At 61.6% G+C, this 14,237-nt stretch carries 14 protein-coding genes and 2 pseudogenes; 3 read left to right on the plus strand and 13 right to left on the minus strand.

What is annotated here, in order from left to right:
• Positions 1–9: 9 nt before the first annotated feature.
• The 7 genes from VHN57_RS20515 to VHN57_RS20545 all read right to left on the minus strand — a co-directional run bounded on the left by VHN57_RS20515 (position 10) and on the right by VHN57_RS20545 (position 6,339).
• Positions 10–918, minus strand: a complete 909-nt coding sequence (locus tag VHN57_RS20515; RefSeq protein ID WP_423285124.1) for a glycosyltransferase family 2 protein — start codon at positions 916–918, stop codon at positions 10–12.
• Entirely contained in the window at positions 918–1,499 is a 582-nt protein-coding gene (locus VHN57_RS20520) for a class I SAM-dependent DNA methyltransferase (RefSeq protein ID WP_185706555.1), read from the minus strand. The genes VHN57_RS20515 and VHN57_RS20520 overlap by 1 nt, the downstream gene beginning before the upstream one ends.
• The gene (locus VHN57_RS20525; RefSeq protein ID WP_279606701.1) at positions 1,496–2,146 is read right to left on the minus strand and encodes a PIG-L deacetylase family protein; all 651 of its coding nucleotides are present in this window, start codon (positions 2,144–2,146) and stop codon (positions 1,496–1,498) included. Before VHN57_RS20525 ends, VHN57_RS20520 begins: the two co-directional genes overlap by 4 nt.
• Positions 2,147–2,157: 11 nt before the next feature.
• Positions 2,158–2,985 (minus strand): acyl-CoA dehydrogenase family protein, encoded by an 828-nt coding sequence (locus tag VHN57_RS20530; RefSeq protein WP_221775530.1) that lies wholly within the window; start codon positions 2,983–2,985, stop codon positions 2,158–2,160.
• A gap of 275 nt (positions 2,986–3,260) precedes the next feature.
• Positions 3,261–4,310 (minus strand): glycosyltransferase, encoded by a 1,050-nt coding sequence (locus VHN57_RS20535; protein WP_423285127.1) that lies wholly within the window; start codon positions 4,308–4,310, stop codon positions 3,261–3,263.
• Positions 4,307–5,242, minus strand: coding sequence for a glycosyltransferase family 2 protein (locus VHN57_RS20540; protein ID WP_423285129.1), 936 nt, complete (start codon positions 5,240–5,242; stop codon positions 4,307–4,309). The genes VHN57_RS20535 and VHN57_RS20540 overlap by 4 nt, the downstream gene beginning before the upstream one ends.
• Positions 5,239–6,339: a glycosyltransferase family 4 protein gene (locus VHN57_RS20545; RefSeq protein WP_185706562.1), complete on the minus strand. Its 1,101-nt coding sequence runs from the start codon at positions 6,337–6,339 to the stop codon at positions 5,239–5,241. The genes VHN57_RS20540 and VHN57_RS20545 overlap by 4 nt, the downstream gene beginning before the upstream one ends.
• Positions 6,340–6,755: 416 nt before the next feature.
• Between VHN57_RS20545 and VHN57_RS20550 the strand changes: the two are divergent.
• The 3 genes and pseudogenes from VHN57_RS20550 to ligD form a co-directional block, all read left to right on the plus strand.
• Positions 6,756–8,852: pseudogene (locus VHN57_RS20550) on the plus strand (catalase).
• A gap of 65 nt (positions 8,853–8,917) precedes the next feature.
• Positions 8,918–9,100: a hypothetical protein gene (locus VHN57_RS20555; RefSeq protein WP_185706564.1), complete on the plus strand. Its 183-nt coding sequence runs from the start codon at positions 8,918–8,920 to the stop codon at positions 9,098–9,100.
• A gap of 198 nt (positions 9,101–9,298) precedes the next feature.
• Positions 9,299–10,459 (plus strand): annotated as a pseudogene (gene ligD, locus VHN57_RS20560) (DNA ligase D); the annotation flags it as partial.
• Between the two features lie 105 nt (positions 10,460–10,564).
• Here ligD and VHN57_RS20565 read toward each other — a convergent pair.
• The 6 genes from VHN57_RS20565 to trbF form a co-directional block, all read right to left on the minus strand.
• Complete coding sequence (locus VHN57_RS20565) at positions 10,565–10,780, minus strand: hypothetical protein (protein ID WP_185706566.1); 216 nt, start codon at positions 10,778–10,780, stop codon at positions 10,565–10,567.
• Between the two features lie 182 nt (positions 10,781–10,962).
• Entirely contained in the window at positions 10,963–11,169 is a 207-nt protein-coding gene (locus VHN57_RS20570; RefSeq protein ID WP_185706568.1) for a MerR family transcriptional regulator, read from the minus strand.
• Positions 11,166–11,396, minus strand: coding sequence for a DUF2274 domain-containing protein (locus tag VHN57_RS20575; protein WP_421122099.1), 231 nt, complete (start codon positions 11,394–11,396; stop codon positions 11,166–11,168). Before VHN57_RS20575 ends, VHN57_RS20570 begins: the two co-directional genes overlap by 4 nt.
• Before the next feature lie 3 nt (positions 11,397–11,399).
• Positions 11,400–12,584, minus strand: a complete 1,185-nt coding sequence (locus tag VHN57_RS20580; protein WP_421122098.1) for a TraB/TrbI/VirB10 family type IV secretion system protein — start codon at positions 12,582–12,584, stop codon at positions 11,400–11,402.
• Entirely contained in the window at positions 12,581–13,417 is an 837-nt protein-coding gene (gene trbG, locus VHN57_RS20585; RefSeq protein WP_423285133.1) for a P-type conjugative transfer protein TrbG, read from the minus strand. Before trbG ends, VHN57_RS20580 begins: the two co-directional genes overlap by 4 nt.
• Complete coding sequence (gene trbF, locus VHN57_RS20590) at positions 13,414–14,235, minus strand: conjugal transfer protein TrbF (RefSeq protein WP_423285135.1); 822 nt, start codon at positions 14,233–14,235, stop codon at positions 13,414–13,416. Before trbF ends, trbG begins: the two co-directional genes overlap by 4 nt.
• Between the last annotated feature and the right edge of the window lie 2 nt (positions 14,236–14,237).

Below are 14,237 nucleotides of genomic sequence, written 5' to 3' on the forward strand. Positions count from 1 at the left end.
GCATTGGCTTCAATTTGCGGTGGCCCCCCTCCCGCCATGTGCTTCTTCGGTCCTGGCATCGCCTTTTGCTCTGCTCCAACCTGCCGGTTCGACGCGGGCTGCGGCCATTTCGCAGGCTGTCGGCAAACGCAAGAGATCCAGAGCGTTCCCCTGCCAGCGCACCAGTCCGAGCCGTTCGAAGTCTGCAAGCCAGCCTTCCATAGGCCACTGATCCCAGCGCGCCTGGAACACCTGTGCATTGTGCACAATGTCAGCGACATGCTGCACGGGTGGCTCATAGCTGTCATGATATTGATGACAGGCAATCGCCTGTCCGACGAATAGCAGCTTCAACCCGGCAGCAGCAGCCCGGAAACCAAAATCAGTATCTTCGGCGCCGTAGCCGGTGAACCCCTCATCAAACCCGCCCAGCGCTGTAAATGTCGATCGACGCAGCGCGAAGGCAAGCGACCAGAAAAGCCCGGCATTCGTTTCCTCACGTACGCCTTGGGTGGGAAACGTCCGCGCGGGATGCGCCATGCCATGCTTCAGCAATTCGGCTTCCTCCCAGCATCCGCGCGCATCATAGGGACCAAGATAGCGAATATCCGCGCAAAGCAGGCTATCGTGCTCGGTGAGGGTCTCGGCCAAGAGGCCGACGCAATCACTTAGTGGAATGCAATCGACATCGAGGAACACCAGCATATCATGATTGGCCAAGGCCGCCGCGCGGTTGCGGGCGGCGGCCAATGGAAGACCGTCCGTCTCGAATCGCTCGATGCGGACGGGGAAGCTTGTCGGTCCCACCGTAACCGGATCGTCACTCATGTCGACGACTATCAACTCATCGGGTCGGCGATCGCTCCGTCGCAGGCCCTCGACGAGCTGCGCCAGATGCGCGCTCCGGTTACGGACAATGGTGAGAACGGAGACGCCCATCAGCGGCGCTTCCACAAATCGAGACGATATTTGTCTCGGCGTTCGGTGAGCTCAACGTCAAAGTCCGCAGCAAGTTCGGTCCATAAGGCTTCGACCGCCTCATCGCCGCTTTGCGGATAGTCGGTTTCTCCTGTGTAATGGACAAGGATAATCCGGCCGCCGGGAGAGACGTGATCTCGAAGCCATTCGCTTGCACGGTCGAGATCCGCCAGACCCCAATAATAGGCCACTTCGGACAACACCACGAGGTCGAAATCTTCGGCGTCAGGGGTGTCCTGCGGAAACGCCATTTGGGCGAGTGACACGCCAGGACGATCGCCGACCTGTTCCCGCGCTTTTGCCAATGCCTTTGAGCTGATGTCGACAGCAAGCAGGCTATCGCACATGGGAGCAAGGTGCCCTGTCAGAACGCCATGCGCGCAGCCTATCTCCATTGCGCGGGCATATCGTCGGTCGGCTAGAACATCATGTGTGTGGAGAAATTTGGCCGCTTCATACTTGCTCGACGCAAGATTCCATGGGTCATCGTCCGATCCGAAGATGTCATCGAAATATTGTGCGGTCAGGCTGGCACCGGTCATCGGCAATCCCTTCTCAACGTCAGAACATCTTGCGCGGGCATGCGCAGCATCTTCCGGGGAAGCCGGAAACCCTGTCCAATCACCGGCGAGAGCTGGCTACGATGGGCCAGAAGGGCATGACGCCGCTGCCCGGTGGGCATGGCGGGCGTTGCAATACGTCGCGCCCGGCGCGGTGCCTCGCTCCAGACATGATAGGCGAACAAAGCCACGGGCCGCCTCGCTTTTCGCAAGGCCGCTTCGGCCAGTCTGTATGTCGCAAGATGGTCGCAATGGGCCTCGCTCTTGTCGGAGACGGCAATGGCGTCGATCCGGTGCCAGCGCAGCAGGGCCGCAAGCCGACCGGCATCCCGCGTAAATACTCTGCTGTCGATGGGATAGGGATGAGCATCGCGCCATCCCATGCAGATCGTCGGGATTGCTTTTGCGCCTAGCCTGCCGAGCGCATTGCGGGCTTCCTTGCGCCGGGTCGCGGCGACGCGGGGCGTACCTTGAGGGTGGGAGCCCGTCCCGTCCGTCAGAAAGACGATGGCTCCGAGCCGGCCTTTGGCGGCGCTGTGCGTGATCAAGGCACCCGCGCCGAGCGTCTCGTCGTCGGGATGGGGGGCAAGCACAAGCCAGCGCGCCTGCGCCCAGCGGCTGTGGGCCAATGGCTCTTCTCTCACCACAAGCGGTCGCTCTCATCCCAAATGTCGTGATCGAGAAGCATCCGGGCGGCCTCGTCACGCGCATGATCAGGTCCAGCCTGGCGCAGATAAAGGGAAAGGTCGCGGATGATCTTGTCCGCTCGTTCACCGTCAAAGGCGCTACGCGTGCCAAGGATGCGCGCAGCGGCCTCCATCACGATGAACCCGGCATTTTCGACAACCCCGCGCGTCAGCCGCGCGACGGCAACCGCATCCGCATCACCCGACGCGAAGCGCTGCGCTGCTTCATCCACCCAGAAGCCTGCGGTTCGCACCGCTACGACGGCATCGGCAAACCGTGCCCGCTGCAGCGGATCGTCGCGGACGCTATCGCGCATGGCCGACCGGATTTCCGATGCAAGCGCCTCGATGCCGCCAAGCTGCGCCGCGCAGAAGCGCCAGGCGCCTGCTGTAAAGCGGGGATCCCGGTCATAGTCGCCCGGCTTACCCAGCAGCATGAGCGGCTCGACAGCCATGTCGTCGAGGACATATCGGCCGCTCACGCTCGCACGCATTCCGCGAACACGCCAGCCCGACAGGTCCGTCCGCGCCTTTTCATTGGCGGGAACAATGACCAGGCGCCGGGCGGTGTCCTCGCAGGCCGCCGTGACGAGGGCATAATCGAGACCGCCGGCCCCGCTTGCGAACATCTTCTCGCCGATCAGCGACAGGGCCGCTTCGCCAGCGAGCCGGACACCGGGCGCCGGCTCGGTCGCCCACACACCGAACCATGCACCGCGATCCAGCACCTGCGTCAGCCACTCAAGCTGATGGGGTGTTGCGTACCAGGCGAAAAGCAACATAGCGTTGACATGGCCTTCATACAAGCGACCGATACTGAGATCGCCGCGCCCGACCTGGCGCAGGGCCTTTGCCATCGTGCGTGCGCGGGCCGCGTCGTTGTCAAAAGCACTCCCTCCACATAATTGCGGTGCGAACCGGCGATGATGACCGCTCTGGATCAGAGCTGTCAGGCTATCACTGGGAAAATTAGGTGCGGCGTCATAGCGCGCGCCAAGCATTGCAAGGCGATCGACGATGTCCGTCGAGTCAATGACTTGGTCCTGAAGATCGGGGATCACGCGATATGGCTCCTGTTTGAGACTGCCCGGGCACAGAGGTCATCGAGCCAACGCGCGACTCGTTCCGGCCCGCTTTCACTTTCAAGGCAAGCGGGCCATTGCTGGTTTTGCGCGATAGCCCGACCGATCAGGCTAGGCCATTCCTGAGGCTTGGGCCACTCATGCCGCACGATGGCTCCGCCCACTGCCGCCAGCCTGTTGGCCTTCGATGCCTGCTCATCAAACGGGCGGGGTTCGGGCAGGCAAATGAATGGGCGCCGCGCCGACAGAACTGCGCTGACGACGCCATCGCCTGCAGCGCCAATGACGACCCTGGCTGCAGCAATCTGCGCGTCCGCATCATCGACCCACCCGGGCAATTCAAGATTGGGTGGCAAATCTGCGGGTACGGTGCAGGGACCGATGACGCGCCATTGCCATGCGGGCGCTGCTCGGGCTGCGGCTGCCCAGTGCTCTCCATTGGATATCGCGCCCCCGCGCCCGAGGACGACCAGCACAACGTCATCATTCGCGCTGATATTTTGGCTGGCAGATCGGACGATGCCAGGGGCGTAGAAGGTCTTCTCGCGCACCCAGCGTGGGGTTTCGTCATCGTCGAGCGCATCTTGGAAAGGAGCGAGCAGAGCGGTAGCTGCGCGAAAGGCGTCCAGATGGGCAGCATCGAGCCGGCGCCCGCTCAACCGGACATAAACGGTGGGCACCGATGCAAGCCGCGCCAGCATCGCCACCTCGGCTGAGACATCCACCACCATGAGGCGCGGACGCGCCTCGGCGATCCAGCCTGTCATCAGCGCAGTGCGCTGGCGGAGGCCTTCATGATCCAGCGGCGCATAGTGCAGGGAAGAAGGACGGTCGACATGATCGATGCCGGCGAAGCTGTCGTCGAGACGGTCGTCAGGCAAGTCGAGGAAGGGGAGGTTTCCGGTTCTGTAGGCAAGCCCGCTCCCCATAAGCATGACATTGTCCAGCGATTGACCGATTGCAATCGCGCGCTGGCGATGGCCATCGCCGTGATGATGGACATAATATCCGATCGGGCGGCTCATTGGACGGCTGATATTTCGGCTTCCGCCATGTCGGGAAGCGGCATGTCGCACGGCATAGGGGGTAGGGCACGCTCTGCTTCCAGACAGGCCGTTACGCCCATTTTAGCTCTGGTTAAAAGCCGCCAGCCTGCGCGCTTTTCCCAATGGGAGAAAGCAGGGACCATAGGAATTTCAGCACTTGCGGCGCAGTCGATCCAGCGCTGCATGTCGGCCGCCATACCACCATTGGCACGCCCTGCAGTCCGGGAGGAGGCCCGGGTCAACACCGCATTCGGGTGGACGAGCTTGCCCCCCGCCTTGATCGCCGCCTCGACCAGGGCACGATCCTCGCCGGTTGGCAGCAGCGGAACGCCGCCCGCACGGCGATAAAGGCCGACGGACAGCGCAAGGCTGGCCCCCGTATGATCACCGTGTCGGGGCGGCATGTCCCATGCGACGGGATCGATCTTGTCCTCGATCGCGCGCACGGCCTCCCAATAGGCATCGAACCGGCGGCGCAGCCTGAAGATGGCCGGGGCCATGTCCGCTTCCAGTTCGTCCAGTTCGATGCGACCGCCAATGATCCGCTCCGGCGAAAAATGTGCCAGGTTGGCCTCGATCCAATCGGCGGGAGGTCGGCAATCCGCATCCGTTGAAAGTAATAGGCCGCCGGGCGTCAGAAGATCAGCGCCCATGTCCATCGCCGCGCGGCGGGCAGATCCGGCGTGGGCAAGTTCCGGCTCGAACACGCGCTGAACGATGTGAAGCGCAAACCCGGCATTGGAGCGAAGCGTAGCTTCGACGGCTTTCGCATGTGTGGCATCGCTACTGTTGTTGACGCATATCGCGACAGCGAAGGTCTGAACGGTTTGCTGTGCCAGAGCTTCGATCAGGCGACCGATACGCTCCACCTCATTACGAGCGGGTATGCAGACGCAGATTGGAGGCCTCATGCGACGCTGGCAATAAGAGGTGCAGTCTGCGGCTCGTGGGCGACAACCGAAGCAAGCGCGATCTGACGGTACACGGCTTCATACTCATCGACCATGCGCTGCGCGTCGCAATATCGCTCCGCATGAGCTCTGCAGGCGCTGCGGCTCAGCACGGAAGCGGCCAGCGCCGCCGATGCCAGCGAAGCGACATCGTCCGGCTGCGCAAGAACGCCGCAATCTTCATTCAAGAGCGCAGGCACACCGCCGCGCTGGAACGCGGCGACGGGGGTGCCGCAAGCCAGCGCCTCAGCCACGACCAGGCCATAGGGTTCTTCCCATCGCGGAGTGCAAAGCGCGGCGATAGCCCCTCCCACCAGGCGGGCGAGTTCGCGGTGGGACAGATGCCCGACATATTCGACCTTGGCGCCCAGACGCGGCGCAATCTTTTCATCGAAATAGCTCTGGTTCGAGATGGGGCCGGCGATACGCAGCGGCAATCCTGCAAGCCGCGCCGCATCGATTGCGTAGTCCAGTCCCTTTTCCGGGACGATCCGGCCATACCAGACCAGATACTGCGTTTCGGTTGCTACAGGCTGGTACGGGAAGTGTGTCAGATCGATGCCGTTGGGAATGACATGATCGGTCCTGGCCACGTGGCTCCACATGTCGGCCGTCGCCTGCGATACGGCGACATAGGTCATCGGTCCGCGGTTGAGCCGGACACCGCTTTCCAGCCAGCAAAAGGGCGGGGTGTGGAGCGTGGTAAGGACAGGGGTATCAAGCGTCTCGACCATGCTGACGGGGAGATAGTGCAGCGAATTGTTGTGGATCACGTCAAACGATCGCGACCGCAATTCGGTCATCAGCCCGAGATACGCATGGTGTTCGCGGAAGAAGGCAACATCATTGGCTTCGGCTATGCCCGTTTCGAGAAGCGAGGTCTCATCGCAGATCGCTTCCACCCCCAGTGCGGGATCGGAGCGCGTCGAAGCAAAGAGCGTGACGTCGTGCCCGCGTTCGCGCAGTGACCGCGCCAGCATATGGGTGTGCATCTCCAGCCCGCCTGCAAACGGCTCACTTATGGGGAACTTCAAATGGGCTATGATGGCAATGCGCATTCAACGGGCTCCCTGCGACGATGCACATGTTTCGCAATCGCCAAGCCGTTAACGCTTATATGAAGGTTTATTTCCCGGATGTAGCAGGGTTTCTCTGCAACGAGTGCAGCTTAACTTCGGTCAATATAGTGGTCGCAGACTTTCGCGGCCAATCGGAAAAAATCAGATCGCAACATGGGGTCATTTTACATACAGATGATAATAGCTTAAAAAGATTGTTGACTATATGATCATTATAGTCCGCTAGTGGACGTGATTAAACATCCTGTCATTTCCAAAGTATAATTTGTAACTCACCAGCTTGCCGGTGGTCCATCACGGACAATCTCTTCCGACTCTGATTTTGAGGTGCGGACTTTTTTCGCCCTGATGCGTTGCGAGTGAACCAGATCACGATCAGCGCGAAAAGGACCGACATGGCCAGTAAGAGCGCAATCGAAAACACCACGGGAAGTGGCGGGGAAACCCATCAACAAGCGAGCGACGATAATGTCCTGACCACCAATCAGGGCATACGGATTTCCGACAACCAGAACCAGCTCAAGGCAGGCGCGCGCGGCCCGGTCCTGCTGGAGGATTTTGTTCTGCGCGAAAAGATTTTCCATTTCGACCATGAACGCATTCCTGAACGCATCGTCCATGCCCGTGGCTCTGCGGCTCATGGCTATTTCGAGGCGACCGACGACATCTCCGACATCTGCAAGGCAGCGGTCTTTACCAAAGGCACCAAGACTCCGGTCTTTACGCGCTTCTCGACAGTCGCGGGCGGCGCAGGTTCGGTCGATACCCCGCGCGACGTGCGGGGCTTTGCGGTCAAGTTCTATACGACGGAAGGCAATTGGGATCTGGTCGGCAACAACATCCCGGTGTTCTTCATCCAGGACGCGATCAAGTTTCCCGATTTGATCCATGCCGCCAAGATGGAAGCCCAGACCGGCTATCCCCAGGCGGCGACGGCCCACGACACCTTCTGGGACTTCATCAGCCTGATGCCCGAATCCACCCACATGATCATGTGGGCGATGAGCGATCGCACCTTGCCGGCCTCGTTCGCCACGATGGAAGGCTTCGGCATCCACACGTTCCAGATGGAAAACGAAGCAGGGGACGTGACCTTCGTGAAATTCCACTGGAAGCCCAAGGCCGGTCTCCAGTCGACGATCTGGGACGAGACGGTGAAGATCGCTGGAGCCGATCCTGATCATCAGCGCCGTGATCTGTTCGAGCGGATCGACCGGGGCGACTTCCCGGAATGGGAACTGGGCATCCAGGCTTTCGACAAAGCCTTTGCCGACAGCCTCGATTTCGACGTGCTCGATTCCACCAAGATCATCCCGGAAGAAATGCTGCCGGTGCGTGTGATCGGCCGCATGGTTCTCGATCGCTATCCTGACAACTTCTTCGCCGAGACCGAGCAGGTTGCCTATTGCCCGGGCAACATCGTGCCTGGCATCGGCTTCTCCAATGACCCGTTGCTGCAAGGCCGGCTCTTCTCTTACCTCGACACCCAGAAGTCGCGGCTTGGCACGGCTAATTTCCACCAGCTTCCGGTGAACGCGCCCAAATGCCCGGTGATGAATTTCTAGCGCGACGGCCAATTTCAGATGGCGGTGCCAAAGGGGCGCACGAACTACGAGCCCAATGGCCTGTCTGAAGGCGCCGAGACGCGGCCCGGAGATGAGCCTGGCCCGCGCGAATGCCCCGTCACCGGCTATCGCAGCATCGCCGCTGCGACCGGGCCGGACGAGGAAGGCGGCAAGCTTCGTGTTCGCGCCGAGAGCTTTGCCGACCATTATAGCCAGGCGAGGCTGTTTTTCCGTTCCCTCGCCGAACCGGAGCAGGCGCATCTGGCCTCAGCCCTGGTCTTCGAACTCAGCAAGGTCGGCTTGGCGCATGTGCGCACGCGAATGATGGGCAATCTTGTAAATGTCGATCCAAAGCTCGCCAAGCGCGTTGCGGACGGGCTCAATATGGAAGTTCCGGAGGCCTCACCATCGGCTGCGCCGGTCAAGGACATGGAGCCTTCGCCGGCCCTGCGCATCATCGAAGGTCCGCGGGCGCCAAAGTCGATTGAGGGGCGCACCATCGCGATCCTCATTGCCGATGGCTCTGATGCTGGCGTTGTCGACGAGCTGACCAGTCAGATCGGTGATGCCGGGGGCCGCCCGGTAATCGTCGCACCCAAAATCGGCGGCGCGAAGATGTCCGATGGGTCAGTGCTGGAAGCCGATTTCCAGCTCGCTGGCGGTCCCTCTGTGCTGTTCGATGCTATTGCCGTCATCCTGTCGGAAGACGGCTGCACGCAGCTTCTTAAAGAAGCGGCTGCCGTTCAGTTCGTGATGGATGCTTTCGGGCATCTCAAGGCGATCGGCCATACGGCAGAGGCACAGCCATTGCTCGACAAGGCTGGCGTTGAACCCGACGAAGGCGTCACCGACCTTGGTGCGACCTTCATCAAGACTGCTGCGACCCGCATCTGGGCGCGCGAACCGAAGGTCCGCATGCTGGCTTAGGCATCGATTGGGAACACCTCACCTCAGCACGTGTTTTACAGCCATTCCATTTGAAGGAGAGCATCATGAGCATTGAAGGCAAAGCCAAGGAAGCTGCCGGTTTCGTCAAGGAAGAGATGAACGAACACGGCGACACCGCCGAAGCGAAGAAGAAGGCCCAGGAAGGCCGCGATCTGCGCAACGAAGGTCGCGTCGAAGACGGCAAGGCACCCAAGACGACCGAACCGGGCACCGGCGCCAAGGAATAAGTCTCTATCGAGCTTCAGGACGCCGCCCCTTACGGGGCGGCGTCTTTGTATCTGACAAAGTGGATCAGATCATCAAGATATCATCCAGCCCATCCGCATTCCCTGCCATTCCCGGAACTTCTTCCAATTGACGCAGCGCGGTGAACGCGCCGCGATCTTCACGGTAGCGCACGATCTCAAAACCATGGCCCTTGAGCTGGCCAGCTTCGCTATGCCGGGAAGGTAGGCACCGGCTTCACCGGCGACGAGATCTAGCGGCTATTGGAAATCATAGCCCCGCTCGCGCGAAAGGTGCCAACTGTCGAGGCCCCGCGTGCCACCGTGCGCGGGGCACGCTGGATCGAGCCGAAGCTTGTCGCGGAAATCGCGTATTTAGAATTCACGGACGAAGGCGTCTTGCGTCACCCCAGTTATCTGGGGCTGCGCGAGGATAAGAAGCCGGAAGCGGTGGTGATCGAGAAGGAAGCAGCGGTGGACGTCGTCACTGCTGCGCCAGCCAGCACGGTCAAGATTAGCAACCGCGACAGGGTGATTTTTCCCGAAGGCAAGCTCACCAAGGGGCAGCTGGCGGATTATTACGAAACCGTCGCGCCGATCATGCTCCCATGGGCGGGAAGCCGACCAATCAGCCTGGTCCGATGCCCGCAGGGCCGAGCGAAGAAGTGCTTTTTCCAGAAGCATGACGCCGGCAGCTTTGGCGATGCAGTAAAACAAGTGGGTATCCGGGAGAAAGATGGGCATCAGGAAGCCTATCTCTTCGTTGATACGCCCGCTGGCCTGCTGGCGTGCGTGCAGATGGGCACCATCGAATTCCACGGCTGGGGCGCGCGAATCGAGGACGTCGAGAAAGCGGACAGGCTAGTGTTCGACCTCGATCCTGACGAGAGCCTTGGGTTCAAGGTTGTCGTGTCGGCCGCCTTGCATGTGCGTGATCTTTTGGCCGAAATGGGCCTTACGACATTTCCGATGATGACCGGCGGGAAAGGCGTTCATGTCATCGCGCCCCTCACGCCGTCGGCGGAGTGGCGAGTGGTGAAGGACTTTGCCAACCGCTTTGCCATGGCGCTGGAGCAGTCGGAGCCAGCCCGTTTCACCGCCGCCCTTTCAAAGGCCAAACGGACGGGACGGATCTTCATCGACTATCTGCGAAACCAGCGCGGCGCGACCGCCGTCATGCCCTATAGCGCGCGCAACCGCGAACACGCCCCGATTGCGGTCCCGGTAACCTGGGAAGAACTGCGCGATCTTGAAAAGCCCTCTTTTTGGCATATCGGCGATGCGACCCAAATGCTAAAGCGTGCATCCCTGAAAAATCTCGCGCTTTGGGGGAGGGAGGACCAATTGCTCCCCGATATCTAAAATGCGGCTCGACCAGCACCGGCTTGGCGAAATGGGCATCAAGCGCTGCGGCATTAACTATCGGACTTCTACCTTCGTATGGTCGTGCGCAAATATTATTATGATTCAATAAGTAGCGGGCGGATCGCTCGCCGGAAAACTTTCATCGCTTGCTTCATCTTCCTTATCCCATGAACGCGGCGGGTTCGTCATATTTTCCGGTCCCGCATCACGCACATCAGGACAATCCGCTGAAGAAACAACATCGCATCGCTCTTTTGTGACATACTTGTATAAGGCAAAGCCAGCCGCGCCAACCAAAAGCGCTCGGAAGAGACCCATAATACATCTCCTTTCAGGTCGCCAAACGCTGCCAATCGGAAATAAGTTGCAGAGCGAGTTTGCAAAGCACAACAAAACGGGGGCCGTGTTCTCATCATGGAGGCACGCAGCGGCTGCATTGGCGGCAGTCGATGATCGCGGCTCTTCCGCCAAAATAGATCCTTAGCGAAAATTAACACCGCTCAATTTCCGAGTCCTCCTCGAACCTGAGTTAGAGCTTTCAAGCTTTTATACTGAACCAAGGTGGCTCTCCCGACCTTCACCGTGTCGAGGTCACCGGATTGAATGAGCTCGTATATGCGCGAACGACTGAGGCCAGTGATGCGGACAGCGGTCGAAATACGCACCGTCAGCGGCTCGATCTTCTGCTCCCAAGCCCGCTCGATCATGGTCGCCCCTTCCGCGCGCCCTCGCGCGCACGTGCGAAGTTGCGGTCGCTTTCGAGAAACGACGTCAGCATCGCCGGAATCAATTCGGTCACCGGCTCCTCACGCCCGTAGGCCTGGGCGTAAATGGCGGCATAGTCGTTGAGAGCGCTCTGCAGATCCGGGGTGATGGTAATGGCCAGCTTGACCGGCGTGCGATCGGGCAACCTTGCGAGTTTGATATCGACCATGTGTCAGTTCCCTGCATTTCTGCGCCATGGCGCCAGTATGAGATCGCGGGTCACCAGCACGCGGACGGGCGCGCCGGGCCGGATCGTGATCGTCGGCTGGATGTCGAGGTTGCGCTGTGTAATCTGGTCGCCGGCCCTCGCGGTGTTCGACTGGGCAGACTCTCGGATCGCCTCCACGAGATCGCTCTCCCCAGAGATCGACTGCTCCGATCCGACTCCCAGCATCGTGGCGATGGCGACGCCCTTGAGCAGGGTCCAAGTGTGAAAATCCACCTTGTCGACGAGCCCGGCATAACCCGCCGCGTCAGTCGCCGGCATATTGTCGAGCCGCACCGAACTGCCATCCGGCAAGATCAGGCGCTGCCAGATGACTAGCGCCCGGCGCTGTCCAAAGGCGACGACAGAGTCATATTTGCCTATCAAACGCGCACCCTGCGGCACGAGCAGGATATTGCCCGTGACCGTATCGAATACGTTCTGCGTTACTTGCGCGGTGACCATGCCAGGCAAGTCGGAGTGGAGCCCGGTGATGAGGCTTGCTGCGATTACGCTGCCGGCAAGCAGGCTGTTGGGGGACATCGGCGCCACCAACACTCCTGAATTGACATCACCACCGGCGTCCCGGGTCGACGCGAACTGTTCCTTGCGGGTTCCGGTGGCGGTCGGATTGGCCGGCTGGGTATCGAGCGTCGTGGCGCTTGCGCCTGCCGGGCCCGCCGCGCCGCGGCCGCTGGTGGTCTGCGCCATGAGCCCCGACTCTCTTGCAGCCTTGAGATCGGCTAGCCGCTGCTGGCGTGCCGCCGCAGCGGTATCGACCGGCGTGGACGCGGTCGCGGCTTCCGCCCGTTCCTGCGCACGAAGGATCGGTCGACCCAGGTCGCCAGGCAATGGCGGACCGAGTTTGGGCGTATCGCCATAACTGGTCGGCAATCCGGACAGCGCGTCCGAGGCCGACTTTGCCATCGGCTGCGAGAGTTCGCTGTCCTGGACGACGTGCTGGAAAACCTGCGGCTTCAAAGCCATCCAGGCGACGCCTATGAGGCTGGCCGAGCCGAGCGCGGCTGCGCCGATGATCGCGCCCCGGCGAAAGCGGATCGCCCGCGCCGGTCGCGAGCGAATGCTCAGCGTCTCGGGATCGAGCTTCGCCGCCGAGGTGGTCGGCTGCTCCGTGGCGAGCGTGTCGGTCATGCGCCCCTCCGCTTGGTCGGACGCGATACGCGGTCGATGCGCACGACCTGGCTCTTCTTGAGGCCGAGGCGAAGCTCGGCGGCGTCGAAGATCCGGTCGACGACGTAGAAGCGGTCGCGCTGCCGATAGTTGACCAGTTCAGCCTTTCCGTCGGCACCAAGGACGAACAGGGGTGGCGCCTCGCCGACGCCAAGCGACGTGGGGAACTCGATATAGGTCTTCGCCCCGTCGTCGAACGCGCGGAGCGGACGCCATGCAGGACGGTCGCCGCTGACCGCATAGTGGAAGTGCAACTGATCGATGGCGACGCCGGCGGCCACCGGCGCCGCGACCTGGGCGGCCTCCGCCTTGCGTTGGACCGCCAGCAACTCGTCCTGGGGATAGGTCCACCGCATTGACGACAGGGCGGTCGCCGAGGTGCTTACCAGGCGGACATGGTACGCGCGGCGATCGGTGGTGATGACAAGGTTCGTCAGCAGGCCCGCCGAGAACGGTTTCACCAGGACATGCGTCTGCTTGCCGTCCCCCGAGCCGCTGGTCGTGTCTCCGATCACCCAGCGGGCGGTATCGCCGCTGGCGACCGCAACGAGGTTTTCGCCGGGCTGCAGGATGATGTCAGTCACCAGCCCTGGCGCGGCATAACCCGCGAAGATCGTGCCCTCGCTGAAAGGATAGACCTGTGCCCCGGCGATGAAGCCGAGGGCGACCGGTTCCACGGTGGCGCTGCGCGTCGCCGACCGGACCGTCTTGAGTGGTGATGCGGAGCGCTCCTGCGCGAGCGCGGGGCATGCGAGGACAGTTCCGGCAATCGCCGGCAGAAGGACTAACTTCATGGATTCTTCTCCTGGGGATAGGGGGAAACCGGCATCATGGTCTGGGCCCGGAGGTCGTGATCGAGCGGCGATCCCATCGGCAAGGTCGCGGCAGGTTGCGGTGCGGGTCGCGCCGTGGGCGAGGAAGTGGGCGTCGTGTCGAGTTCGCGGCTCCAGTCGATCGCATCGATGTAGATGCCCAGAGGGTTCTTGCGCAGGACGTCGGCCGATGCTGGCGGGCGCGTGACGGTGGTGAGGATGGCTGTCCAGCGGCTGCTGCCCGCTTGCGACCCGCGCTCGAACGCCGTCTCCGTCCACTTCACCTGGAAAGATTTGTCCGACGCGCGCACCACGCTGGTCACCTGCACCGACACTGTGCGTGTCCCCACATTGGCGAATGGCGACGCCGAGCGGGCATATTCACCGAGGAACTGCGCGCCCCGCTTGGTCGCGAAATCATAGGCCTCGAGCCAGTCACGGCGCATCAGTACCGGGTCGAGCGACACCGACCGGACGTTGGTGATGAAGTGCGAGAGGTGCCAAGCGACCTGTGCGTCAGTCGGCCGATACGCAACATCGGCCGCCAGTACGGCGTGCGCCTCGCCCAGCCGATCCACCTCGACGACATAGGGCGTCACCCGGCTCTGCAAGGATTGCCAGACGAGACCCGCCGAGGTGCCGGCGGTCAGCGCGAGGCAACCAAATGCCATCAACCGCCAGTTTCGCGCCTGCACCCGTGCCGAGCCAATCCGCTCGTCCCAGAGTTGGCCGGCGCGTTGGTACGGCGTCTCGGGAGGTGTCGTGCGCCCGTAGCGCTGCGCGCTTCGCTTGAAGAACATAG

The sequence above is a fragment of the Sphingobium salicis subsp. salicis genome, assembly GCF_049472635.1.
In the GTDB taxonomy this organism is placed as follows: Bacteria; Pseudomonadota; Alphaproteobacteria; order Sphingomonadales; family Sphingomonadaceae; genus Sphingobium; species Sphingobium yanoikuyae_A.

Coding starts and splice junctions, on each gene's coding strand:
- VHN57_RS20545 (WP_185706562.1), bottom strand. CDS start 6,339: ATGCGCATTGCCATCATAGCCCATTTGAAGTTCCCCATAAGTGAGCCG.
- VHN57_RS20580 (WP_421122098.1), bottom strand. CDS start 12,584: ATGACCGACACGCTCGCCACGGAGCAGCCGACCACCTCGGCGGCGAAG.
- VHN57_RS20575 (WP_421122099.1), bottom strand. CDS start 11,396: ATGGTCGATATCAAACTCGCAAGGTTGCCCGATCGCACGCCGGTCAAG.
- VHN57_RS20530 (WP_221775530.1), bottom strand. CDS start 2,985: ATGTTGCTTTTCGCCTGGTACGCAACACCCCATCAGCTTGAGTGGCTG.
- VHN57_RS20520 (WP_185706555.1), bottom strand. CDS start 1,499: ATGACCGGTGCCAGCCTGACCGCACAATATTTCGATGACATCTTCGGA.
- VHN57_RS20570 (WP_185706568.1), bottom strand. CDS start 11,169: ATGATCGAGCGGGCTTGGGAGCAGAAGATCGAGCCGCTGACGGTGCGT.
- VHN57_RS20555 (WP_185706564.1), top strand. CDS start 8,918: ATGAGCATTGAAGGCAAAGCCAAGGAAGCTGCCGGTTTCGTCAAGGAA.
- VHN57_RS20540 (WP_423285129.1), bottom strand. CDS start 5,242: ATGAGGCCTCCAATCTGCGTCTGCATACCCGCTCGTAATGAGGTGGAG.
- VHN57_RS20565 (WP_185706566.1), bottom strand. CDS start 10,780: ATGGGTCTCTTCCGAGCGCTTTTGGTTGGCGCGGCTGGCTTTGCCTTA.
- trbF (WP_423285135.1), bottom strand. CDS start 14,235: ATGTTCTTCAAGCGAAGCGCGCAGCGCTACGGGCGCACGACACCTCCC.
- VHN57_RS20535 (WP_423285127.1), bottom strand. CDS start 4,310: ATGAGCCGCCCGATCGGATATTATGTCCATCATCACGGCGATGGCCAT.
- trbG (WP_423285133.1), bottom strand. CDS start 13,417: ATGAAGTTAGTCCTTCTGCCGGCGATTGCCGGAACTGTCCTCGCATGC.
- VHN57_RS20515 (WP_423285124.1), bottom strand. CDS start 918: ATGGGCGTCTCCGTTCTCACCATTGTCCGTAACCGGAGCGCGCATCTG.